Here is a 21,742-nt window from a genome sequence, read left to right as displayed (position 1 = left end):
TCTCGACCTGGCTGGTGGCACCGGTGTTCCGCTGGGACATCGAGCCGTCTCCTTACGCCGTCCCCTCAGGGGCACTCACCATGAACTCCGTCACCCCGAGACCTCCGCCGCCTGCGTGTCCGGCCGGGCGGCCAGCGCGGCCGCCGCGGCGCCCACCAGGCCCGCGTCCGTGCCCATCTGGGCCGGCACCACCGTCAGGCGCCGCACGAAGGAGAGGGTCGCGTAGTCGGTGAGGGCCTTGCGCAGCGGCGTGAAGAGGATGTCCCCCGCCTTGCCGACACCGCCGCCGATCACCGCGATGTCGATCTCGACCAGGGTCGCGGTGGCCGCGATCCCGGCCGCGAGCGCCTGTGCGGCCCGCTCGAAGGAGGCCACCGCGACCGGGTCGCCGGCGCGGGCCGCGGCCGCCACCGCCGCCGCGGAGGTGTCGCCGTCGGGACCCGGCCGCCAGCCGCCCTCCAGGGCGCGCCGCGCGATGTTGGGGCCGCTCGCGATCCGCTCGACACAGCCCCGCGACCCGCACGGGCAGGGGTCCCCGTCCAGGTCGACGCTGATGTGGCCGATGTGGCCCGCGTTCCCGGTCGGCCCGGGGTGCAGCCTGCCGCCGAGCACCAGGCCGCCGCCGACTCCCGTCGACACCACCATGCACAGCGCGTTGTCGTGGCCGCGGGCCGCGCCCTGCCAGTGTTCGGCGGCCGTGATGGCGACGCCGTCGCCGATCAGCTCGACCGGCAGCCCACCGGAGGCCGCCCGCACCCGTTCGACGAGCGGATAGTCCCGCCAGCCGGGCACGTTGACCGGGCTCACGGTGCCGGCGGACGCGTCCACCGGGCCCGCGCTGCCGATCCCGAGCGACCGGGCACGCCCCCACAGAGGTGAACCGGCGAGTTCGCCGACCACCTCCTCCACGGCCCCCATGACCGTCTCGCCGTCCTGCTGGGCGGGTGTCGCGCGCTGGGCGCGCGCCTGGATCCGTCCGTGGCCGTCCACCAGCGCGCCGGCGATCTTGGTGCCGCCGATGTCGAGGGCCGCCACGAGGTCGGTGTGCATCAGATTCAGTTCTCCCCGTCAACCATGAGTAGCCGAGTGACACAACAGGCCGGTCAAGCGGTGGGGGCGCAGGCCGGAGATTGCGGTGGACAGTCTCCCTTGCATCTGACAACGTTGTCCAGGCTCTATGCTCGACGCCACATCCTCATACAAACCCACGAGCCTGTGTATCCCTGATACAAACCCCATGAGTTCAGACCCGGATCGTGAGCCCATGCATCCCGTGGACGACAGGACAGGACGCCGCACCGTGCCCGACACCTCCCGCCGCGCAGACCGTCTTCCCGGCTCCCGTTACGGGACCCGGCCGACGATGAAGGACGTGGCGGCACGGGCCGGTGTGGGCCTCAAGACGGTGTCGCGGGTGGTCAACGGCGAGCCCGGGGTGACCCCGGACACCGAGCGCCGGGTCCAGGAGGCCATCGACGCGCTGGGCTTCCGCCGCAACGACAGCGCACGGGTGCTGCGCAAGGGCCGCACCGCGAGCATCGGGCTGGTCCTCGAGGACCTCGCCGACCCGTTCTACGGCCCGCTGAGCCGCGCGGTGGAGGAAGTGGCGCGCGCGCACGGGGCGTTGCTCATCAACGGCTCCAGCGCCGAGGACCCGGACCGGGAGCAGGAGCTGGCGCTCGCGCTGTGCGCGCGGCGGGTGGACGGCCTGGTGGTGATCCCGGCAGGCGACGACCACCGCTATCTGGAGCCGGAGATCAGGGCGGGCGTGGCGACGGTGTTCGTGGACCGCCCGGCCGGGAAGATCGACGCCGATGTCGTGCTGTCCGACAGCTACGGGGGTGCCCGGGACGGGGTCGCCCACCTGATCGCGCACGGCCACCGCCGGATCGGCTTCATCGGCGACATGCCCCGCATCCACACGGCGGCCGAGCGGCTGCGCGGCTACCGGACGGCGATGGAGGACGCCGGGATAGCCGTCGAGGAGGCATGGACCTCGCTCGGGGTGACGGACCCGGAGCGGGTGCGCCGGGCCGCCGAGGAGATGCTGACCGGGCCGGAGCCGGTCACCGCGATCTTCGCGGGCAACAACCGGGTCACCGTCACCGTGATCCGCGTCCTCGCCGAGCAGACCCGCCCCGTCGCGCTCGTCGGCTTCGACGACATCGAGCTCGCCGAACTGCTCCACCCCGGCCTCACGGTCGTCGCCCAGGACGCGGCCCTGCTCGGCCGCACCGCCGCCGAACGGCTCTTCCGCCAACTGGACGGCACCCTTCTGGCACCGGAGCGGATCGAGCTGCCGACCAGGCTGATCACCCGCGGCTCGGGCGAACTGCCCCCGGCGGACTGAGCGCGCATGACGCACCGGACGCGCACGCAGCCGAGCCGCAGGACGAGCGCCCGTCTGCCCGGGGCCCCGGGCCGCGCCACGACGTGCTCCGCCGCCACCGGACGGAGCCGGACGCCCGGCCGCTCCGCGCCCGCCGGGCCGAGCCTGCCGTGACCGGCCACACCCTCGCCGAGCTGGGGCTCCACCGCGCGCCCCGCGACCATCCGCTGACCTATCCCGGTGCCTGGCCGCGCACCTCGGCCCTCCTCGACGGCGACCGGCTGCTGCCGCTCGACCGCCTGGTGCCCGGCGACGGCCGGGTACCGGTGCTCGCGGTCGGCTCCAACGCCTCCCCCGCCCAACTCCAGCACAAGATGGCCGAGTCGGCGGTCGCCGGGCCCATTCCCATGGTGCGCGCCCAGGTGGCGGGCCTCGACGTCGGCGTCTCCGCGCACGTCAGCCGCGTCGGCTATGTCTCGGCGTCGCCGGTCGCGTCCCCTTCGGGGGTCAGGGAGTTGTTCGTCCTTTGGCTGGACGGACGGCAACTGCGGGCTGTCGACGCGAGCGAGGGCGTACCGCTGCCCGACGGCAACTTCCAGCGTGCCTGGCTGCCCGCCCCGGCCGTCCGCGTCACGCTCGACGACGGCACGGCGCTTCCCGGCGTCCACACGTACGTCAACCGGCACGGCGTGCTGCACGACGGCACCGGCACGCCCCGCCGCCATCCCGGCGAGCGTGCTCTCCTCACGGAACTCCTCAGCCGGTCGCCCGAGTTGCGAGAGCTGTTCGGGGGGACGCCGGAGGAGTTCTGCGCGCGGGCGCGGGCCGACGCCGCCCTGTGCCGAACGGGCACGCGACTGTTCGCCGAGTGGCGGTGGGCGGTCGCGTCGGGCCTGGAGCGGTACGCCGGCGGTCAGCAGACCGGCAGCCCGGGAAGCGGCTCGTCGTCGGTGCCGCCCTCGATGTAGACGTCGCTGATGTACACACCGGTGTTGCCGCTGTCGTCGTCGGTCCTGGCCCACCACACGTTGGTCGACGCGCCGTGCGTCGCCCGGCGGCCCAGGTCGGCCTGGCAGGAGAACTCGTGGGCGCCCGGCAGGACCTTGCCGACCTTGGTGCCGTCGGCGGTGTAGGACTTGGCGGCGCTGTGCACCTGGCAGGTGTACATACCGTCGCCCGCGGACGCGCAGACCGGGTCGGGGCCCGTGGGGTCGGTGGCCGTCGCGGTGGCGGTGGCGGTGGGGGTGGCACCGGCGGTACCGGAACCGCCGGATGAGGCGGGGGCGGAGGTCCGCGCGGAGGACGGCGCGGTGGAGGAGAGGCCCGCCGGCACGTCCCCGGCGGTGTGCGTGGCACCGTCGGACGGTACGGCACCGGTCTCCTCGCCCTGGCCCACGGGGTTCGCGTCCGCCGGGTGCCCGGCATCGGTACCGCGGAGGCTCGCCGAAGCACCGGCCATGGTCGGGGCGGGCGGCCCCGCGTCCGGCCGCGCCGTCTGCCCCCGCTCGTTGCGTAACGCGACGGTCAGCCCGGTCGCCGTCAGGACGACGGCCACGGCCGCCACGACGAGCAGCCGGGCCCGGCGGCGGCTGCGGGGGCCCGGTCGGGCGGGTGCCGACGGGCCGTCCAGGGCGCCGGGCCGGGGCTCGGGGCCCGCTCCCCGGGCGGGCACGAGACCGGACCCGAGGATGCCGGCTTCCCCGGAGAGTCCGGCGGCGGCCACCGGGACGAGCCGGTCGTCGGGCTCCGCAGCGGGCTCCTCGCCCATCCCTTCGACGGTCCCTTCGGCAGCGCTGCGAGCGAGTACCCCTGCGGTCCCCCGAGCCGGTCCGCGCCCTTCCGTGACGTCCTTCCCGTAGGCCTCCACAACCTCCTGCCCGGAGCCCTCCACAGCGTGCTGCCCGTAGCCCCCCGCAGACTCCTGCCCAGGCCCCTCCGCGGGCTCCTGTCCGCGGCCCTCCACGGCGTGCTGCCCGTAGGCTCCCACGGCCTCCTGTCCGGCGCCCTCCCCAGGCTCCTGTCCAGGACCCTCCGCGGCCTCCTGACCGCGCCCCTCGCCTGCCTCCTGTCCGGAGCCTTCGGCGGCTTCCTGACCGCCTTCCCCGGCCGAGCCGTGCGCGAGCCCGCCGTAGGTCTCCTGGGCTGCCGCTTCCGCCGGCTTCCCGGCGGGCTCCTCGGTGGCTTCCGGGGCCGTTCCGAGCCCCGCGGACAGCGCGGCGACCGGCCGCGCGGGCTCGCGCAGGGCCGTCGTCGGAGTGTCAGCGGCCGGTTGCCGGGCCACGGCCCGCAGCAGCTCGAAGGCCTCCTCGGCGTCCGGGCGGGCCTCGGGCCGCTTGTCCATCAGACGCCGCAGGACGGGGGCGAGCGGGCCCGCCCTGCGGGGCTCCGGAAGCGGCTCGTCGACGATCGCGGTCAGCGTCGAGAAGGTGGACGTACGGCTGAAGGGCAGGGCGCCCTCCACGGCCGCGTACAGGGCGGCGCCGAGGGCCCAGATGTCGGAGGCCGGACCGGGGGCCGCGCCCTTGGCCCGCTCGGGCGCCAGATAGTCGAGGGAGCCCACGAGTTCGCCGCTGCCGGTCAGGTGGGTGGCGGAGCCGTCGCCGGGCTCGGCCATGGTGGCGATGCCGAAGTCGGTGAGGACCACCCGGCCCGAGCGGTCGAGGAGGATGTTGCCGGGTTTGACGTCCCGGTGCAGGACGCCGACCCGGTGGGCCGCGGCCAGCGCGTCCACCACCTCGGCGCCGACGCGGGCGGCCTCGGGCACCGGGAGCGTGCCGCGCTCGCGCAGCAGGTCGTCCAGGGAGGGGCCGTCGACCAGTTCCATGACGATCAGCGGCCGCCCGTCGACCTCGGCGATGTCGTGCACGACGATCACCCCGCGGTGGCGCACCCGGGCCGCGGCCCGTGCCTCGCGCTGCATCCGCAGCCGCAGGTCGGCCAGTTCGGGACCGGCGCTGTCGGTGTAGGCGCGCAGTTCCTTGACGGCGACCTCGCGGCCGAGGACCTCGTCGACGGCGAGCCACACCACACCCATACCACCGCGCCCGAGCCGGGCCACGACCCGATACCGCCCTGCCAGCAGGCGACCGGCCCCGTCAGCCTGTCCGTACGAACCCGACACCACAGCCCCGTTCCCTGAGACACGTACGTGAATGGCGCACCAGAGTACGGGGAGATGACAGGGTCGGTTCAAGTCCAGTGGAAAAGCCGTGACTTGACCGGTACGCGCTACTTGCCGGAGGCCGTCAGGGCGCCGCGCCGGGGCAGCGCGAAGGCCTCCAGACCGGCCCGGGTCAGGCCGGTCAGCCGGGTCACCTCGGCGGTGTCGAGGGCGCCGCAGTCCAGGCCGCGCAGCAGGTAGCCGCTGAGGGCCTTGGCGGTGGCGGGTTCGTCCATGACGTCACCGCCGGTCCGGCCGGCGTACCGGGCGAGCCGTGCGGCCGCCCGCTCCAGCCCCTCGCGGTAGAAGGCGAACACGGCCGCGTACCGGGTCGGGAGGTGGCCGGGGTGCATGTCCCAGCCCTGGTAGTAGGCGCGGGCCAGGGCGCGCCGGGTGAGCCCGTAGTGCAGCCGCCAGGCGTCGTGCACCTGGGCCGTCGGGCCGACCGGCAGGACGTTGGTGGAGCCGTCGGACACCCGTACGCCGGTGCCGGCGGCGGCGACCTGCATGACCGCCTTGGCGTGGTCGGCGGCCGGGTGGTCACTGGCCTGGTAGGCGGCGGAGACGCCGAGGCAGGCGCTGTAGTCGAAGGTGCCGTAGTGCAGGCCGGTGGCCCGGCCCTCGGCGGCCTGGATCATCCGGGCGACGGTGGCGGTGCCGTCGGCGGCGAGGACGGCCTGGCTGGTCTCGATCTGGATCTCGAACCCGATCCGGCCGGGGTCCAGTCCATGGGTCCTCTCGAAGGCCGTCAGGAGCCGGACCATCGCGGTGACCTGCTCGGGGTAGGTCACCTTGGGCAGGGTCAGCGCGAGTCCGTCGGGCAGTCCCCCGTGTGCCAGCAGACCGGTGAGGAAGATGTCGAGGGTGCGGATGCCCCGGTCCCGCACGGGGGCCTCCATGCACTTCATTCTGATGCCCATGTACGGCGCCGCCGTGCCCTCGGCGTACGCCTCGGCGATCAGCCGGGCGGCGCGGGCGGCCGTCTCGTCCTCCTCGGCGTCGGGGCGGGGGCCGTAGCCGTCCTCGAAGTCGACCCGCAGGTCTTCCACCGGTTCCCGCTCCAGTTTGGCGCGGACCCGGGAGTGGACGGGCTCGGCGAGGTCGTCCGGCAGGCCGAGGACCGCGGCGAACGCGGCGGCGTCCGGGGCGTGTTCGTCGAGGGCGGCGAGTGCGCGGTCGCCCCAGGAGCGGATCGTGCCGGCCTCGAAGGCGTCGCCGGGCACGTACACGGTGTGGACGGGCTGCCGGGTCACCGGGTCACCGGGATAGCGGCGCTCCAGTTCGGCGTCGACGGGTGCGAGGGAGGCGCTGATCTCCTCGCTGACGGCGCCCGCGAGGCTCGTCGCCACCTTCTCCTGCCGGCCCTGGCCCATCCCGTACCCTCCTGTTTTCCACTGTACGGAATCAACAATCCGTTGAATGACGGTAGCCGGGCGTCTTCGGGGCGGTCAACACCGTGTCCACGAGGCGACACGCCCCCATCTGGGCATGTTCACGCTCGTGACGCACTTGGGTATCACACTCCTCAACGCCCGCCCGTCCGGCTTGCGCCCCTGAAGGAGCCGTCGTGCCGAACCAGCGCCGAGTCACCCGCCGGCTGGGACTGCAGGTCTTGCTGGCCGCAGCGGTCACCGTGCCGCTGTCCAGCGCCGCGATCTCCCCTTCCGCCGCCTCCTCCGCGACCTCCCGCAGCCGTCGGCTGACCACCCTCGCGGCGCCGTCCCGGCCCGCGCCCCGCCTCGACGTCATGACCTTCAACCTGCGGTACGCCAGCACCGCCGAACCCAACAGCTGGGCCGACCGCCGGCCGGTGATGCGCGAACTGCTGCGCCGCGCGCACCCCCACGTCATCGGCACCCAGGAGGGCCTGTACCAGCAACTGCTCGACATCGAAGCCGGGCTCGGGCCGCACTACGCCTGGGTCGGCACCGGCCGCGAGGGCGGCAGCCGGGACGAGTCGACCGCCGTCTACTACGACACCCGGCGCCTCGCCCCCGTGGAGCACTACACCTTCTGGCTCTCCGACACCCCCGAGGTCATCCGCTCCAACACCTGGGGCGCGGCCTTCCCCCGGATCGTCACCTGGGTCCGCTTCCGCGATCTCGCCGACGAGGGACGGGAGTTCTACGTCGCCAACACCCACTTCGACCAACGCAGCCAGTACGCCCGTGAGCGCAGCGCCACGCTCCTGGTGCGGCGGATCGCGGAGTTCGACCAGCGGCTGCCCGTCGTGGTGACCGGCGACTTCAACGCCTACGCCCACAAGAACCGGGCCTACGACACCCTGGTGGACGCGGGTCTCGTCGACACCTGGGACGCGGCGGCGCACCGCGGCCCCCAGTACGCGACCTTCCACGGCTACCACCGGCTCAAGCCGGACGGCGACCGTATCGACTGGATCCTGACCTCGCCGGGGGTGACCACGCACCAGGCGACGATGGACACGTTCTCCCTGCACGGCCAGTTCCCCAGCGACCACCTGCCCGTACAGGTCTCGCTGAGTCTGCGCTGAACCCGGCCCGCGGCGGGCCGGCGGCCGCACGACGAGGCCCCCGCGACCGGTGCCGGTCACGGGGGCCTCGGACAGCCCGGCGGCGGTCAGCCCTTGCGGGCCTTGACCTCCTCGGTCAGCTGCGGGACGACGTCGAAGAGGTCGCCGACCACGCCGAAGTCGACCAGTTCGAAGATCGGGGCCTCGGCGTCCTTGTTGACGGCCACGATGGTCTTCGAGGTCTGCATGCCGGCGCGGTGCTGGATGGCGCCGGAGATGCCGTTGGCGATGTACAGCTGCGGCGAGACGGACTTGCCGGTCTGGCCGACCTGGTTGGTGTGCGGGTACCAGCCGGCGTCGACGGCGGCACGCGAGGCGCCGACGGCCGCGCCGAGGGAGTCGGCGAGGGCCTCGATGATCGCGAAGTTCTCGGCGCCGTTGACGCCGCGACCTCCGGAGACCACGATCGCGGCCTCGGTCAGCTCGGGACGCCCGGTGGACTCACGCGGGGTACGGCCGGTCACCTTGGTGCCGGCGGCCTGGTCGGAGAAGGTCACGTCCAGGCCTTCGACGGCGCCGGCGGCCGGGGCGGCCTCGACGGCGGCGCTGTTGGGCTTGACCGTGATGACCGGGATGCCCTTGGAGACGCGGGACTTGGTGGTGAAGGACGCGGCGAACACCGACTGGGTGGCCACCGGACCCTCGTCGCCGGCCTCCAGGTCGACGGCGTCGGTGATGATGCCCGAACCGATGCGCAGGGCGAGGCGGGCGGCGATCTCCTTGCCCTCGGCGGAGGACGGGACCAGCACGGCGGCCGGGGAGACGGACCCGACGGCGGCCTGCAGCGCGTCGACCTTCGGGACGACCAGGTAGTCGGCGTACTCGGCGGCGTCGTGGGTGAGGACCTTCACCGCGCCGTGCTCGGCCAGCGCGGCGGCGGTGTCGGCGGCGCCGTTGCCCAGCGCGACGGCGACGGGCTCGCCGATGCGGCGGGCCAGGGTCAGCAGCTCCAGGGTGGGCTTGCGGACGGCACCGTCCACGTGGTCGACGTAGACGAGGACTTCAGCCATGGGAATGCTCTCCTGCTTGGATCAGTTGAGGGGCGGTCGGCGAGTGCTGGGCTCAGATGAACTTCTGGCCCGCGAGGAACTCGGCGAGCTGCTTGCCGCCCTCGCCCTCGTCCTTGACGATCGTGCCCGCCGTACGCGCGGGGCGTGCGGCGGCGTCCTGGACGGCGGTCCAGGAACCCTCCAGGCCGACCTCCTCCGCCTCGAGGTCGAGGTCGGACAGGTCCCAGGACTGAACCGGCTTCTTCTTGGCGGCCATGATGCCCTTGAACGACGGGTAGCGCGCCTCGCCCGACTGGTCGGTCACCGACACGACCGCCGGCAGTGAGGCCTCCAGCTGCTCGCTGGCGGCGTCGCCGTCGCGGCGGCCCTTGACCGTGCCGTCCTCGACCGAGACCTCGGAGAGCAGGGTGACCTGCGGGACGCCGAGCCGCTCGGCCAGCAGCGCCGGGACGACACCCATGGTGCCGTCGGTGGAGGCCATGCCGGAGACCACCAGGTCGAAGCCGGCCTTCTCGATCGCCTTGGCCAGCACCAGCGAGGTGCCGATGGCGTCGGTGCCGTGCAGGTCGTCGTCCTCGACGTGGATCGCCTTGTCCGCACCCATCGAGAGCGCCTTGCGCAGCGCGTCCTTGGCGTCCTCCGGACCGACGGTCAGGACGGTGACCTCGACGTCGTCGTCCGAGTTCTCCGCGATCTGGAGCGCCTGCTCGACCGCGTACTCGTCCAGCTCGGAGAGCAGACCGTCCACGTCGTCACGGTCGACGGTCAGGTCATCGGCGAAGTGCCGGTCGCCAGTGGCGTCGGGCACGTACTTCACAGTGACAACGATCCTCAAGCTCACGCCGGCTCTCCTACTGCATCGTCTTTTCTGGGCTGCCTCTTGCAGGCAGCATAGGCTCCTGAAGCGGCCGATCCCGGTCGGGGCGGCCGCGCGCTCCGAACGAAATATTACTCACCAGTACAGCCAGTGCGCGCCCGCTAAGCAAGCGCTTTGAACTGTGACCTTCGCAACGCAGCGTAACCGGAACTCGACGCGTTCGCAGGATGAGGGGCGTGTGATTCCCGGAACCGGGGCCGTGTGATCAGTCCCGCAGTCCGTTGAAGCCGCCCTGGTGGTACAGGAGCGGCCGGCCCGCGCGGGACGGGTCACCGACGACCACCTCGGCGAGGACGATGCGGTGGTCCCCGGCCGGCACGCGCGCGACGACCCGGCACACCAGCCACACCAGCACGTCGTCGAGGACGGGGACGCCCGCATGGCCTTCGCGCCAGGTGGTGGGCGCCGCGAACCGGTCGGCGCCGCTGCGCGCGAAGGTGGCCGCGAGCTCCGCCTGGTGCTCGCCCAGGATGTGGACGCCGATGTGCTCGGCGGTGGATATCGCGGGCCAGCTCGACGCACCCGTGCCGACGCCGAAGGAGAGCATCGGGGGCTCGGCGGAGACGGAGCTCAGGGAGGTGGCGGTGAAGCCGACCGGGCCGTCGGCGCCGCGTGCGGTGATCACCGCCACACCGGCGGCGTGCCGCCGGAAGGCCGAGCGGAGCAGGTCCGGGGAGGCGAGCTGAGGGGTGCCGAGGTCGGGCGTGGCCGTCATGGAATTGTCCTTCTTCGAGAGGCGGCGGTCGGGTCCGTGGCTGCTCAACAGCCCGGACAGCGCGCGCTCGCGGTGCGGGCCAGGTCCACGTGGGCCCGCCCGTGGAGAAGGAGTTCCTGAGGCATACGGTCAGGCTGACGATAGGTGGTGCGCCCAGTCAAGTACGTTCCGGGATATGGGAGGTGCCTCACCGTCATCGGCATGTCCGTCAGACCGCCTCGCCCAGCGCCGCGATGACGTCCGCCTTGCGGGGCTGTCCGGTGGCCCGGCGCACCACCCGGCCGTCCGCGTCGAGCACCAGCACGGTGGGCGTCTTCAGGATCTCCAGGTCGCGCACGAGGTCCAGGCGGGCCTCGGCGTCGATCTCGACATGGGTGACGCCGGGGACCATCCCGGCGACCTCGCCGAGTACCCGCCGGGTGGCCCGGCAGGGGGCGCAGAAGGCGCTGGAGAACTGCACCAGCGTGGCCCGTTCACCCAGTTCGCCGCCGAGTTCGGCCGCCCCGAGCCGCTTGCCGTCGTCCCGCCCGCGCACCCGTACCCTCCCGCTCCGCCGCCTGTGCAGCACTCCGTACACGCTCGCCGTCGCGAGCACCGCCACGCACACCACCAGTCCGGTCGTCACGGGACAAGGATCCACGAGCGGGCCCGCCTGGAGGAAAAGCGTTCACGAGACTGCAAAGATTCCCGGCTCCCCTGCCGGCCCGCGGGGCGGAATCCTTGGTTCATGGACATCGACGCACGTGGGCCGCGGTTCGCGGCGGCCGTGACGACGGCCGTACTGGCCGTCGCGCTCATCACCCGGAGCCCCTGGCTCCTCGCCTGGCAGACGCTGGCGTTCGCGCTGGGCGCGGCCGGAGGCATGACCCGCTCGCCGTACGGCTGGGTCTTCAGGACCGCCGTACGGCCGCGGCTCGGCCCCGCGACGGAGTTCGAGCCGCCGGAGCCGCCGCGGTTCGCACAGGCGGTGGGACTGGTCTTCGCCGGACTCGGACTGGTCGGATTCACCCTGGGCCCCGCGTGGTTGGGCCTCGCGGCGACCGGGCTCGCGCTCGCCGCGGCTTTCCTCAATGCGGCATTCGGGTACTGCCTGGGCTGCGAGATGTTCCTGCTCATGCGGCGGTTGACGGCCCGCCCGGAGTAAAGACCGGTTAAAAGCGCGAGGTGGATCAAGGGGCCAACGTGACGAGAATCTCGCCACGCCCGGGCACCAGGGCTGGCTACCCGTCCGTTCTTCGGGCACGATCTGCGAGACGCCGTAAACCTACGGCTGCGTAACTTAGCCGCCGGGAGCCCCTTTCCCAGGCAGAGCAGAAAGGGTCCGCCCCACCCATGGCAGAGCTGGTCTACCGTCCCGTCATCGGTTTCGCCAAGACGCTGTTCAAGGTCTGGGACCTCAAGATCGACTGCCAGGGTTCCGAGAACATCCCGCGCTCCGGCGGTGCCGTACTGGTGAGCAATCACATCAGCTACCTGGACTTCGTCTTCGACGGCCTGGCGGCCCTCCCGCAGAAACGCCTGGTGCGCTTCATGGCGAAGGAGTCGGTCTTCCGGCACCGGATCTCCGGTCCGCTGATGCGCGCGATGAAGCACATCCCGGTGGACCGCAAGCAGGGCGAGGCCGCCTACCAGCACGCGCTGGACTCGCTGAGGTCCGGTGAGATCGTGGGCGTCTTCCCGGAGGCCACGATCTCCCAGTCCTTCACGCTGAAGAGCTTCAAGTCGGGCGCCGCGCGCCTGGCCCAGGAGGCCGGCGTGCCGCTGGTGCCGATGGCCCTGTGGGGCACCCAGCGCATCTGGACCAAGGGCCAGCCGCGCAACTTCCAGCGCAACCACCTGCCCATCACCATCCGGGTCGGCGAGCCGGTCGAGGCTCCCCGGGACCAGTACGCGGGCGCCATCACCCGCCGGCTGCGCGAGCGCGTCCAGGAGCTGCTGGAGGCCGCCCAGCGCGCCTACCCCGCCCGCCCGAAGGACGCCACGGACACCTGGTGGCTGCCGGCCCACCTGGGCGGCACGGCCCCCACCCTGGACCAGCTGAAGGCCGCCGAGGCGATCTGACGCCAGGCTGCGCCGGGCGCGCCTGCGGCTTCCCCGAACTTCATGCACCTGCCATCATCAGAGGCGGCTGTGTGTCCGGAGTGCCTTGGGGGAGCCTGTGGCCCAGTCCGACGTGCCGGTGGCCTGGATCGGCCTGAGTGGTGTGGTGGTGGGTGCCGTGGCCACGGCACTCGGCGCCAGGTACACGTCGATGAGCGGCATCAAGGCCGCGACCGTACCGCAGCTCGACCCGCTGCAGTCCGAGCTCCTCGCCTTCACCGCTCCCTTCGTCGAGGCCAGGATCCAGCTGATGCCCGCACTAGACGGACTCACCCCGGCCAACGAGTGGGTGCGCATCGCTCCCACACTGCCCCGCTCGGCCCCCAAGTGGTGCTCCATGACGGCCGATCCGCTCACGCTCTACGAGATGCCGGGAATCGTCCGCAGCAAGGCCCACCGTGTCGACGGCGCGATCCGCTCGCACCAGGCGCGCAGCGCCGCCGCCCTGGACCCCGTCGCCCACGCGGCCGTCCGGGGCCTGCACAGGGAACTCGGCAACCTGGTCAACGAGTTCTCCCGCGCGCTCAAGCGACTGGCCAAGCGAGGCATGGGCGTGATGTGAGGACGCGGGGCCGGCCGATCCGGCCGCCGACGCACCGCGACCGGCACATGCCTAGAGGGTGCCGGGGAGCGTCTGCCAGAGGTGCGGGCGGTCGGGTGCCGCTTGGAGCGCGTCGAGCACGAGCGGGTGCGGTTCGGCGTACAGGAGCGGATAGTCCACCTCGTGGGACCGGGGGTCGGGGATCCAGGCCAGCCGTTCGCCGTCGAGGGAGAAGCGGGCGTCGACGCCCGGTTTGTTGCCGCGCGGGTCCTGCCGGTGCCAGGCGCCGCGGAAGCGGACGGCGACCAGGCCGTGCACCACGTGGCCGTCACCGCCGTCGTGGACCAGCCGCTGATAGCACAGGGCCGTGGGGATGTCCTCGGCGCGCAGCAGGGCGGCGAGGGCGTGGGCCTTGGCATGGCAGACACCCGTGCGCTGCTCCAGCACGTCCGAGGCCCGCCAGGTCACGCGCAGGTCGCCGGAGTCCTGGGAGTGCGGGATGGCGTCCCGCACGAACGCGTAGGCGGCGCGTGCATAGCCATACGAGTCTTCGACTCCCGCCGCCAGCCGGGCAGCGGTCTCCCTGACCAGCGGGTGATGGTGGTCGATGACCTCGTCAGCGGCCAGATAGGCGGACAGGTCGGCGGTGTTCTGGATCAGCTCCATGCCCGCAGAGCATAGGAAAGCGATCACCTGAGCGTCAATGACTTTTCAGGTGACCGCATATCTATGCAGCACGTGGGGCTAGCGCGCCATCTCCTCTTTGAGCGCCGCCACGAACGCGTCCACGTCCTCCTCGGTGGTGTCGAAGGCGCACATCCAGCGCACGTCCCCGGCCGCCTCGTCCCAGAAGTAGAACCGGAAGCGCTTCTGCAGGCGCAGGCTCACGTCGTGCGGGAGCCGGGCGAAGACGCCGTTTGCCTGCACCGGGTACAGGATCTCCACGCCGTGCACGGCCCGGACGCCCTCGGCGAGCCGCTGGGCCATCTCGTTGGCGTGCCGGGCGTTGCGCAGCCACAGGTCCCTGGCGAGCAGGGCCTCCAACTGCACGGACACGAAGCGCATCTTGGAGGCGAGCTGCATGGACAGCTTGCGCAGGTGCTTCATGTGGCTGACCGCGTCCTGGTTGATCACCACCACGGCCTCGCCGAACACGGCGCCGTTCTTGGTGCCGCCCAGGGAGAGGATGTCGACGCCGACGGCGTTGGTGAACGTGCGCATCGGGACGTCCAGGGAAGCCGCCGCGTTGGCTATCCGGGAGCCGTCCAGGTGCACCTTCATGCCGTGCGCGTGGGCGTGCTCGCAGATCGCCCGGATCTCGTCCGGCGTGTAGAGGGTCCCCAGCTCGGTGCTCTGGGTGATGGAGACGACCTGCGGCATCGCGCGGTGCTCGTCGTCCCAGCCGTACGCCTGCCGGTCGATGAGCTCCGGGGTGAGCTTGCCGTCGGGCGTGGGCACGGTGAGCAGCTTGAGGCCGCCCATGCGCTCGGGGGCGCCGCCCTCGTCGACGTTGATGTGCGCGCTCTCGGCGCAGATCACCGCGCCCCAGCGGTCGGTGACCGCCTGGAGCGCGACGACGTTGGCGCCGGTGCCGTTGAAGACCGGGAAGGCCTCCGCGGTGGCCCCGAAGTGGCTGCGGACGATCCGCTGGAGGTTCTCCGTGTACTCGTCCTCGCCGTACGCCACCTGATGGCCGCCGTTGGCGAGGGCCAGGGCGGCCAGCACCTCGGGGTGGGCTCCGGCGTAGTTGTCACTGGCGAAACCGCGGACCTGCGGGTCGTGGTGGCGACGCGCGTCGGTCTTCGGAGGGTTCACGGCTTCTCGGTCAGCCACAGACGGTTTCCGTTCACTTCGGCGGCGGGCTTGCTCCAGACGCCCTCGATGGCCTCGGCCAGGTCCTTGACGTCGGTGAAGCCCGCGAACTTCGCGTTGGGGCGCTCGGCGCGCATCGCGTCGTGCACCAACGCCTTCACCACCAGGATGGCAGCGGCGGACGTCGGCCCCTCGGGGCCCCCGGCCTTGCGGAAGTAGTCGGCCAGGGCGAGCGTCCAGGCCTCGGCGGCGGCCTTGCCCGCGGCGTACGCGGCGTTGCCCGCGGTCGGCCTGCTCGCGGCGGCCGCGCTGATCAGGACGTACCGGCCGCGCTCGCTGCGCTGCAGCGCCTCGTGGAAGGCCAGGGAGGTGTGCTGCACGGTCTTGACGAGCAGGAGCTCCAGGAAGTCCCAGTCGTCGAGGCTGGTCTTGGTGAAGGTCTCGCTGCCGCGCCAGCCGCCGACCAGGTGCACCAGGCCGTCGACGCGGCCGAAGTCCTTCTCGACGTGAGTGGCCCAGTCCCGGGTGGACCGCAGATCGAGCAGGTCCACCGTGTCGCCCGTGACGCTCGCGCCGCCGGACGCGTAACGGGCCGCGTCCACGGCCTCCGAAAGGCGCTGCGGATCGTTGTCCGCCCCTACGACGGTCGCGCCCGCCTCCGCCAGGCGCACCAGCGTCGCCCGGCCCGCCGGTCCGCCGGCTCCGGCCACCGCGATCACCGCACCACTGAGAGACCCGTTGCCCGCCATGTGCTTCCCCTCTTGAGCAGTGTTCCGGCGCCGGCCGCTCACGCGGCGACCGGCTCGGCGCTGTCCGCCGTGATGCCCTTGGTCTCGGCGATCACGTTCTTCAGCTTCTTGGACAGGGCCTCGTAGAACATGCTCAGCGGAAACTCGTCCGGAAGCACGTCGTCCACCAGCTTGCGCGGCGGGAGGGTCAGGTCGAGGGCCTCGGGACCCTTGGCCCACTTGGAGCCGGGGTGCGGGGCGAGGTAGGTGGCGACCAGTTCGTACCCGGCGAACCAGTGCACCAGCTTGGGCCGGTCGATGCCGTCCTTGTAGAGCTTCTCGATCTCGGCGCAGAGCTGGTTGGTGACCTGCGGGGCGCGCTCCCAGTCGATGGCGAGCTTGTTGTCGGTCCACCGGATCACGTCGTGCCGGTGCAGGTAGGCGAAGAGCAGCTGACCGCCGAGGCCGTCGTAGTTGCGCACGCGGTCGCCGGTGACCGGGAAGCGGAACATGCGGTCGAAGAGGACCGCGTACTGGACGTCACGGGCCTGCGGGACACCTTCGGCGGCCAGCTTCACGGCCTCCTTGAAGGCGGTGAGGTCGCAGCGCAGCTCCTCCAGGCCGTACATCCAGAACGGCTGGCGCTGCTTGATCATGAACGGGTCGAACGGCAGGTCGCCGTGGCTGTGGGTGCGGTCGTGCACCATGTCCCACAGCACGAAGGCCTCCTCGCAGCGCGTCTGGTCGTGGACCATCGCGGCGATGTCCTCGGGGAGTTCGAGGCCCAGGACGTCCACGGCCGCGTCGGTGACCCGGCGGAAGCGGGCGGCCTCGCGGTCGCAGAAGATGCCGCCCCAGGAGAATCGTTCCGGCACTTCGCGCACGGCGATGGTCTCGGGGAAGAGGACGGCGGAGTTGGTGTCGTACCCGGCCGTGAAGTCCTCGAACTTGATGCCGCAGAACAGCGGGTTGTCGTAGCGGGTGCGCTCCAGCTCGGCCAGCCAGTCCGGCCAGACCATGCGCAGCACGACCGCCTCCAGGTTGCGGTCCGGATTGCCGTTCTGCGTGTACATCGGGAAGACGACCAGGTGCTGCAGGCCGTCCGCGCGGCCCGCGGCGGGCTGGAAGGCGAGCAGCGAGTCGAGGAAGTCCGGCACCTGGAAACCGCCGACGGCCCAGCGCCGCAGGTCCGTCACCAGCGCGCGGTGGTAGGCGGCGTCGTGCGGGAGCAGCGGGGAGAGCTCCTCCACCGCCTCGACGACACGCCGTACGGCCGCGTCGGCGTCGGCCGGCGCGGGCGCGCCCTCGGCCTCGAAGTCGATGGACCCGTCCTTGGACTGCCATGGCCGGATCCGTTGCACGGCATCCTTGAGCACGGGCCACGCCGGGTGTTCGACCACCCTGGTCACGGGAGGAACCTGGTCCTCCGAACCCACCTGCACAAGAACTTCCGTCATGACCCATCCTCCACGGGAGAAGCTTCCGTTAGGACACCGTATGCATACGAGCTTTCTCCCAGCAAGGGGGCCCTCAGGAAATTATCCTGCCCCATCGCACCTTCACCGCTCTTTTTCCTGTACGAAACCGTGAAGACGCTCACATTCGCTACGGCCGGTGACGAGGTGTCAGCCCCGCGGGTCCGTACGGATCCAGCCGGTCAATGCGCGGCGTGACGCGCCCACCCCCGGGTGACGGCCGACCGGGGCACGGACCAGACGCCGCCCACCCCGCAGGGCAATCCCCCCGTGTACGCACGGGTACATCGCGACGGACGGCCGTTAGGCTGCGCCCAGCCGCGTGGACAGCGACGTCCGTCGTACGGTTCGCGCGCCTGCCCCACCGCCGCCGTCGACGGAAGCGAGTTGAATCTTGAACTTCCTTACCATCGGTCACCGCGGAGTCATGGGCGTCGAGCCCGAGAACACCCTCCGTTCCTTCGTCGCCGCCCAGCAGGCCGGCCTCGACCTGATCGAACTCGATCTGCATCTCAGCAAGGACGGCGCCCTGGTCGTCATGCACGACGCGGAGGTGGACCGCACGACCGACGGCACCGGCCCGATCGCCGAGAAGACCCTGGAGGAGCTGCGCGCGCTGGACGCGGGGCGCGGCGAGCGGGTGCCGGTGTTCGAGGAGGTCCTGGAAGCGGTGCGGACGCCGTTGCAGGCCGAGATCAAGGACGTGGCCGCGGCCCGCGCGCTGGCCGAGGTCATGCAGCGACGGGACCTGGTGTCCCGGGTCGAGGTGTCCTCCTTCCACGACGAGGCGGTCGCCGAGATCGCCCGGCTGGTGCCGGGGGTGCGCACCGCGCTGATCGCCAGCCGGTACGGCACCGACGTGGTGGAGCGGGCGCAGGAGGCCGGGGCGGCGACCCTCTGCCTGAACATCCGGCGGCTGACCCTGGAGGTCGTCGAGCACGCCCGCAAGGCGGATCTGCGGGTGATCGGCTGGGTGGTGAACACCCAGGACCACCTGCGGCTGGTCCGCGCCCTCCAGCTGGACGGCGCCACGACCGACTACCCGGAGATCAAGCGCACCGCCCGCTTCACCGCCTGAAACCCGGCCCCCGCCTCACACCAGCGGCTTGACCAGCAGCTCGAACCGCAGGTCGTCCCGCTGCGGAATGCCGAAGCGCTCGTCGCCGTACGGGAACGGGGTCATCTCTCCCGTACGGCGGTAGCCGCGCCGCTCGTACCAGGCGATCAGGTCGTCGCGCACCGAGATCACCGTCATGTGCATCTCCGTGACGCCCCAGTCCGCGCGTGCCCGGCGCTCCGCCTCGGCGATGACGGTCTTGCCGAGACCGGCGCCCTGGAGGGCGGGGCTCACCGCGAACATGCCGAAGTAGGCGTGGGTGCCGCGGTGTTCGAGCTGACAGCAGGCGACGACCCGGCCGTCCCGCTCGACCGTGAGCAGCCTGGCGTCCGGGGCTTTGATCACGTGCAGGACGCCCTCGGAGTCGGTGCGCTGCCCCTGAAGGATGTCCGCCTCCGTGGTCCAGCCGACCCGGCTGGCGTCGCCCCGGTAGGCAGACTCGATCAACGCGACCAGGGCGTCCACGTCGGCGTCGGTGGCGTCCCGGAAGGTCAGTCCGGCGGCGTTCTCCATGGGCGGTCTCTCCGATCTCAGGCACGACCCGGCCGGCCACGAGCCTATCCCCGCCGCTCGGCTCCGTTTCCCGGCCCCTCGCGCCACCCGGCTCCCGTGGCGGCCTGCCACTACGCTCCGGTCCCATGGTGCATGTACTGAGCAGCCGTACGCTGGTCCACCCCACCGACCCCGAGCGCTCCCGCGCTTTCTACGGCGAGCGGCTGGGCCTCGGCGTCTACCGCGAGTTCGGGGAGGGCCCGCAGCGCGGCACGGTCTACTTCCTCGGCGGCGGGTTCCTGGAGGTCTCCGGCCGCTCGGACTCCCCGGCGTCACCCGCCGTGCAGCTGTGGCTGCAGGTCGCGGACGTCACGGCGGCGCACGAGGAACTGTCGGCCAAGGGCGTCGAGATCGTGCGGCCGCCCGTGAAGGAGCCATGGGGCCTGGTCGAGATGTGGATCGCCGACCCGGACGGCATCAGGATCGCCCTGGTGGAGGTGCCGTCCGACCACCCGCTGCGCTACCGGCCGGAGATCTGACCGGCAGTGCCGGCGGCGGGACCGGCCGACGGTTCGCGAACCGCCCGGTCAGGCCCGCAGGGCGGCCGCCCGTCCCTCCAGGCGGCCCAGCAACTCCGCGAGGAGTCCCGCCAGTTCGCCCTGCCCCGCAGGGGCGAGGACGGACAGCACGGCCGTCTCGTAGGCGAGTTGCTCGGGCAGGATGCCGTCGACGAGGTCGCGGCCCGCGTCGGTGAGGCGCAGGTGGGCGACCCTGCGGTCCCGGGCGTCACCGCGCCGCTCGACCAGTCCGCGCTCGGTGAGCTGCTTGAGGCGTTTGGTGACGGCCGCACCGGAGGAGAAGGTCTCCTTGGCGAGCTCGCTCGGGGTCAGCTCGTGGCCGGTGCGGCGGAGCGCGCCGAGCAGGTCGAACTCGGGACGGCTGAGTCCGGCCCGGCGCAGCGGGGCGTCCTCGGCCTGCTGGAGGAGGGCGGCGCAGCGGTTGATCCGGCCGATGACCTCCATCGGCCCGGTGTCCAGCGCGGGGTGGACGCTCCGCCACTGCCGGACGACGGCCGCGACCGTGTCGTCCGGGCCCCCCGCACCCCTTCCCCCGTCGCTTCCGGCCGCCGGTCGTCCGCTGGTCGCCGTCATGGCCGTACGTCCTCCGTTGTCCTCGCGCCGTCCCAGGAGTGCGCTTCCTGGCGTCGTACCGTCGCGGCGAGCGTACGGTGTCCGGACTGCTCGGCGAGCACGACCCGCTCCTGGGGCAGCGCGCGTTGCCACCACTCGCCGGACGCGGCGTCGACGGTGGCGCGCAGGTCGGCCAGGGCGGCGGACAGGGTGCGGCGGGCGGTCTCCAGGGCGCGCGGGGCCGGCCGCGGACCGGCGAGCAGCCGTGCGGCCTGTTCGCGGGCCCGCTCGACGGCGCTCAGAGCGTGCTCGACACGGTCGCCCGCCCGGCGGTTGGTGACGACCACGGCGGTGGCGAAGCCGACCAGCGCCCCGACCAGGGTGTCCACGATCCGTTCGGTGATCAGCCGCCCGGCGTCCTGGGTGCGGGCGAACTCGGTGACGAGCAGGGCCATGGGGGTGACGCAGACGCTGCCGAGCCAGTAGTTGCGGCCGATCAGCGCCTCGGTGGCGAAGTTGAGGACGAGGCAGCACAGCACCAGGGCCACGGGGTGGGACTGGGCGAGCGGTACGACGGCGGCGAAGACGAGGACGCCGAGGAGGTTGCCGACGACCCGCTGGACGCCCCGGCTCCAGGTGAGGGTGACGTTGGCCTGGTACAGGGAGGCGGCGGTGACCAGCGCCCAGTAGGGGCGGCCGACGCCCAGGGCGAGGGAGACGTAGCCGGCCAGGGCACAGCCGAGCACGGTGCGGGCGGCCAGCGGGGTGAGCGGACCGAGCCGGCGCCACCACGGGCGCTGCGGCACGGCGCGTTCAGCGTCGACACCGAGGAGTTCGTCGTCGGCTCCGGCGACCCGCGGGACGCGGCCGGTGCCGCGCAGGTGGCGGGCCCAGCCGCGGAGCGACCCCGGGTCGGCGTCGGCGGGGGCGGCGAGGGCGACCTCGGCACGGACGACGAGGTGTTCGAGGGCGCGCCGGGTGCGGTCGGTGCGGGTGCCGGTGGCGAGCAGGGACTGCCAGGCGGCCTGGACGGCGGCGGCCGCGACGGCACGGGCCCGGTCGTGGCCGGCGCCGGTGCCGCGGGTGTCGGCATAGGCGGCAGCGGCGTTCAGGGCGTGGGCGGTGGCCCGGCGTTCGGGGCCGTGCGGGCGCAGCAGCCCGGGGCCCATGCCGACCAGCCAGGCCCAGGCGCCCGCCGCGAGGGCGAGCCCGGTGTGGCCGGGCACCTGGCCGAGGGACTGGGGGGCGAACAGGGCGGCGGAGCTGATGAACGTGAGGATCACGTTCCCGGGCGGTCCGACGCGGGTGGCGTCGCAGAGGACCTTCTGCGCGGCGGCCATGAGCGCGCCGACGGTGACCAGCGCGGCTCCGCTCGTGGTGAGCGAGGCGGCGGTCAGGGCGAGGGCGAGGCCGGCCACCATGCCGAGGACCACCCCGGCCAGGACGCGGGCGCGGGCGGCATAGGGGCGGTGGTGGCCGTAGAGGGCGCACAGCGATCCGGCCATCGTGTACATCGCCAGGTCGAGGCGGCCGAGGGCCAGCAAGGCCAGGTTGGGCGGGGCGATCGCGGCGACCACGCTGCAGGCGGGCTTGAACCAGATGTCGGAGGGCCGGCCGAGGCGCAGCGCACCGGCGAGGGGCAGGCGGCGGGTGGCGGCGGCGGTCGTGGTGCTCATTCCATCAATTTAGCATGTGTTTTACTCGT

General features: G+C 72.5%; 22 protein-coding genes. 8 read left to right on the top strand and 14 right to left on the bottom strand.

Annotated elements, in window-relative coordinates; genetic code table 11:
- Nucleotides 1–90 precede the first annotated feature (90 nt).
- Nucleotides 91–1,050 (bottom strand): ROK family protein, encoded by a 960-nt coding sequence (locus AB0M11_RS20585; protein WP_365707409.1) that lies wholly within the window; start codon nucleotides 1,048–1,050, stop codon nucleotides 91–93.
- A gap of 214 nt (nucleotides 1,051–1,264) precedes the next feature.
- On the opposite strand from AB0M11_RS20585, the gene AB0M11_RS20580 reads away from it, so the two are divergent.
- Together AB0M11_RS20580 and AB0M11_RS20575 are read left to right on the top strand one after the other, a co-directional pair.
- A complete protein-coding gene (locus tag AB0M11_RS20580) occupies nucleotides 1,265–2,350 on the top strand; it encodes a LacI family DNA-binding transcriptional regulator (RefSeq protein ID WP_365707407.1) in 1,086 nt (361 codons plus the stop codon).
- A gap of 149 nt (nucleotides 2,351–2,499) precedes the next feature.
- Nucleotides 2,500–3,297: a hypothetical protein gene (locus AB0M11_RS20575; RefSeq protein ID WP_365707405.1), complete on the top strand. Its 798-nt coding sequence runs from the start codon at nucleotides 2,500–2,502 to the stop codon at nucleotides 3,295–3,297.
- On the opposite strand, the gene AB0M11_RS20570 is transcribed toward AB0M11_RS20575, so the two are convergent.
- Together AB0M11_RS20570 and AB0M11_RS20565 are read right to left on the bottom strand one after the other, a co-directional pair.
- Complete coding sequence (locus AB0M11_RS20570; RefSeq protein ID WP_365707403.1) at nucleotides 3,243–5,453, bottom strand: protein kinase; 2,211 nt, start codon at nucleotides 5,451–5,453, stop codon at nucleotides 3,243–3,245. The genes AB0M11_RS20575 and AB0M11_RS20570 overlap by 55 nt on opposite strands.
- Before the next feature lie 104 nt (nucleotides 5,454–5,557).
- Nucleotides 5,558–6,862, bottom strand: a complete 1,305-nt coding sequence (locus AB0M11_RS20565) for an aldolase/citrate lyase family protein (protein WP_365707401.1) — start codon at nucleotides 6,860–6,862, stop codon at nucleotides 5,558–5,560.
- A gap of 194 nt (nucleotides 6,863–7,056) precedes the next feature.
- Between AB0M11_RS20565 and AB0M11_RS20560 the strand changes: the two genes are divergently transcribed.
- Nucleotides 7,057–8,001, top strand: coding sequence for an endonuclease/exonuclease/phosphatase family protein (locus AB0M11_RS20560; RefSeq protein ID WP_365707399.1), 945 nt, complete (start codon nucleotides 7,057–7,059; stop codon nucleotides 7,999–8,001).
- Between the two features lie 86 nt (nucleotides 8,002–8,087).
- On the opposite strand, the gene AB0M11_RS20555 is transcribed toward AB0M11_RS20560, so the two are convergent.
- The 4 genes from AB0M11_RS20555 to AB0M11_RS20540 form a co-directional block, all read right to left on the bottom strand.
- On the bottom strand, nucleotides 8,088–9,050 hold the full coding sequence (locus AB0M11_RS20555) for an electron transfer flavoprotein subunit alpha/FixB family protein (protein ID WP_365707397.1): 963 nt from the start codon (nucleotides 9,048–9,050) through the stop codon (nucleotides 8,088–8,090).
- Nucleotides 9,051–9,102: 52 nt separating this feature from the next.
- Nucleotides 9,103–9,891, bottom strand: a complete 789-nt coding sequence (locus tag AB0M11_RS20550) for an electron transfer flavoprotein subunit beta/FixA family protein (RefSeq protein ID WP_365707395.1) — start codon at nucleotides 9,889–9,891, stop codon at nucleotides 9,103–9,105.
- 241 nt (nucleotides 9,892–10,132) lie between these two features.
- Nucleotides 10,133–10,642 carry a flavin reductase family protein gene (locus AB0M11_RS20545; protein ID WP_365707393.1) on the bottom strand — a complete coding sequence of 170 codons (510 nt, stop codon included), beginning with the start codon at nucleotides 10,640–10,642 and terminating at the stop codon, nucleotides 10,133–10,135.
- 208 nt (nucleotides 10,643–10,850) lie between these two features.
- Nucleotides 10,851–11,267 carry a thioredoxin family protein gene (locus AB0M11_RS20540; protein ID WP_365707391.1) on the bottom strand — a complete coding sequence of 139 codons (417 nt, stop codon included), beginning with the start codon at nucleotides 11,265–11,267 and terminating at the stop codon, nucleotides 10,851–10,853.
- Nucleotides 11,268–11,369: 102 nt separating this feature from the next.
- On the opposite strand from AB0M11_RS20540, the gene AB0M11_RS20535 reads away from it, so the two are divergent.
- The 3 genes from AB0M11_RS20535 to AB0M11_RS20525 all read left to right on the top strand — a co-directional run bounded on the left by AB0M11_RS20535 (nucleotide 11,370) and on the right by AB0M11_RS20525 (nucleotide 13,304).
- Nucleotides 11,370–11,786 carry a DUF4395 domain-containing protein gene (locus AB0M11_RS20535; protein WP_365707389.1) on the top strand — a complete coding sequence of 139 codons (417 nt, stop codon included), beginning with the start codon at nucleotides 11,370–11,372 and terminating at the stop codon, nucleotides 11,784–11,786.
- 188 nt (nucleotides 11,787–11,974) lie between these two features.
- The gene (locus AB0M11_RS20530) at nucleotides 11,975–12,703 is read left to right on the top strand and encodes a lysophospholipid acyltransferase family protein (protein ID WP_365707387.1); all 729 of its coding nucleotides are present in this window, start codon (nucleotides 11,975–11,977) and stop codon (nucleotides 12,701–12,703) included.
- A gap of 97 nt (nucleotides 12,704–12,800) precedes the next feature.
- Nucleotides 12,801–13,304 carry a hypothetical protein gene (locus AB0M11_RS20525; protein ID WP_365707385.1) on the top strand — a complete coding sequence of 168 codons (504 nt, stop codon included), beginning with the start codon at nucleotides 12,801–12,803 and terminating at the stop codon, nucleotides 13,302–13,304.
- 51 nt (nucleotides 13,305–13,355) lie between these two features.
- On the opposite strand, the gene AB0M11_RS20520 is transcribed toward AB0M11_RS20525, so the two are convergent.
- From AB0M11_RS20520 to AB0M11_RS20505, 4 genes are all read right to left on the bottom strand, one after another.
- A complete protein-coding gene (locus AB0M11_RS20520) occupies nucleotides 13,356–13,949 on the bottom strand; it encodes a transglutaminase domain-containing protein (RefSeq protein ID WP_365707383.1) in 594 nt (197 codons plus the stop codon).
- Nucleotides 13,950–14,027: 78 nt separating this feature from the next.
- Nucleotides 14,028–15,098 carry a low specificity L-threonine aldolase gene (locus tag AB0M11_RS20515; RefSeq protein ID WP_365707381.1) on the bottom strand — a complete coding sequence of 357 codons (1,071 nt, stop codon included), beginning with the start codon at nucleotides 15,096–15,098 and terminating at the stop codon, nucleotides 14,028–14,030.
- Nucleotides 15,095–15,844, bottom strand: coding sequence for an SDR family NAD(P)-dependent oxidoreductase (locus AB0M11_RS20510; protein ID WP_365707379.1), 750 nt, complete (start codon nucleotides 15,842–15,844; stop codon nucleotides 15,095–15,097). Before AB0M11_RS20510 ends, AB0M11_RS20515 begins: the two co-directional genes overlap by 4 nt.
- A gap of 38 nt (nucleotides 15,845–15,882) precedes the next feature.
- Complete coding sequence (locus AB0M11_RS20505) at nucleotides 15,883–17,280, bottom strand: DUF6421 family protein (protein ID WP_365707377.1); 1,398 nt, start codon at nucleotides 17,278–17,280, stop codon at nucleotides 15,883–15,885.
- Between the two features lie 412 nt (nucleotides 17,281–17,692).
- Here AB0M11_RS20505 and AB0M11_RS20500 point away from each other — a divergent pair, with 412 nt between their 5' ends.
- Complete coding sequence (locus tag AB0M11_RS20500) at nucleotides 17,693–18,376, top strand: glycerophosphodiester phosphodiesterase family protein (protein ID WP_365707375.1); 684 nt, start codon at nucleotides 17,693–17,695, stop codon at nucleotides 18,374–18,376.
- A 15-nt stretch (nucleotides 18,377–18,391) separates the two neighbouring features.
- Here the strand turns inward: AB0M11_RS20500 and AB0M11_RS20495 are convergent, their stop codons facing one another.
- Entirely contained in the window at nucleotides 18,392–18,949 is a 558-nt protein-coding gene (locus AB0M11_RS20495; RefSeq protein ID WP_365707415.1) for a GNAT family N-acetyltransferase, read from the bottom strand.
- Between the two features lie 104 nt (nucleotides 18,950–19,053).
- Here AB0M11_RS20495 and AB0M11_RS20490 point away from each other — a divergent pair, with 104 nt between their 5' ends.
- Nucleotides 19,054–19,446, top strand: coding sequence for a VOC family protein (locus tag AB0M11_RS20490; protein WP_365707373.1), 393 nt, complete (start codon nucleotides 19,054–19,056; stop codon nucleotides 19,444–19,446).
- 48 nt (nucleotides 19,447–19,494) lie between these two features.
- On the opposite strand, the gene AB0M11_RS20485 is transcribed toward AB0M11_RS20490, so the two are convergent.
- Together AB0M11_RS20485 and AB0M11_RS20480 are read right to left on the bottom strand one after the other, a co-directional pair.
- A complete protein-coding gene (locus tag AB0M11_RS20485; RefSeq protein ID WP_365707371.1) occupies nucleotides 19,495–20,058 on the bottom strand; it encodes a MarR family transcriptional regulator in 564 nt (187 codons plus the stop codon).
- A complete protein-coding gene (locus AB0M11_RS20480) occupies nucleotides 20,055–21,713 on the bottom strand; it encodes an FUSC family protein (RefSeq protein ID WP_365707369.1) in 1,659 nt (552 codons plus the stop codon). The genes AB0M11_RS20485 and AB0M11_RS20480 overlap by 4 nt, the downstream gene beginning before the upstream one ends.
- Nucleotides 21,714–21,742: the final 29 nt, after the last annotated feature.

The organism is Streptomyces sp. NPDC051987 (genome assembly GCF_040680735.1).
Taxonomy (GTDB): domain Bacteria; phylum Actinomycetota; class Actinomycetes; order Streptomycetales; family Streptomycetaceae; genus Streptomyces.
This window is presented reverse-complemented; position numbering and strand designations above follow the sequence as displayed.

What these genes read in the sequence shown, in the direction of transcription:
- AB0M11_RS20580 (WP_365707407.1), top strand. Translation starts at nt 1,265, where the DNA reads ATGCATCCCGTGGACGACAGGACAGGACGCCGCACCGTGCCCGACACC.
- AB0M11_RS20485 (WP_365707371.1), bottom strand. Translation starts at nt 20,058, where the DNA reads ATGACGGCGACCAGCGGACGACCGGCGGCCGGAAGCGACGGGGGAAGG.
- AB0M11_RS20480 (WP_365707369.1), bottom strand. Translation starts at nt 21,713, where the DNA reads ATGAGCACCACGACCGCCGCCGCCACCCGCCGCCTGCCCCTCGCCGGT.
- AB0M11_RS20510 (WP_365707379.1), bottom strand. Translation starts at nt 15,844, where the DNA reads ATGGCGGGCAACGGGTCTCTCAGTGGTGCGGTGATCGCGGTGGCCGGA.
- AB0M11_RS20565 (WP_365707401.1), bottom strand. Translation starts at nt 6,862, where the DNA reads ATGGGCCAGGGCCGGCAGGAGAAGGTGGCGACGAGCCTCGCGGGCGCC.
- AB0M11_RS20545 (WP_365707393.1), bottom strand. Translation starts at nt 10,642, where the DNA reads ATGACGGCCACGCCCGACCTCGGCACCCCTCAGCTCGCCTCCCCGGAC.
- AB0M11_RS20555 (WP_365707397.1), bottom strand. Translation starts at nt 9,050, where the DNA reads ATGGCTGAAGTCCTCGTCTACGTCGACCACGTGGACGGTGCCGTCCGC.
- AB0M11_RS20505 (WP_365707377.1), bottom strand. Translation starts at nt 17,280, where the DNA reads ATGACGGAAGTTCTTGTGCAGGTGGGTTCGGAGGACCAGGTTCCTCCC.
- AB0M11_RS20585 (WP_365707409.1), bottom strand. Translation starts at nt 1,050, where the DNA reads ATGCACACCGACCTCGTGGCGGCCCTCGACATCGGCGGCACCAAGATC.
- AB0M11_RS20490 (WP_365707373.1), top strand. Translation starts at nt 19,054, where the DNA reads ATGGTGCATGTACTGAGCAGCCGTACGCTGGTCCACCCCACCGACCCC.
- AB0M11_RS20530 (WP_365707387.1), top strand. Translation starts at nt 11,975, where the DNA reads ATGGCAGAGCTGGTCTACCGTCCCGTCATCGGTTTCGCCAAGACGCTG.
- AB0M11_RS20520 (WP_365707383.1), bottom strand. Translation starts at nt 13,949, where the DNA reads ATGGAGCTGATCCAGAACACCGCCGACCTGTCCGCCTATCTGGCCGCT.
- AB0M11_RS20535 (WP_365707389.1), top strand. Translation starts at nt 11,370, where the DNA reads ATGGACATCGACGCACGTGGGCCGCGGTTCGCGGCGGCCGTGACGACG.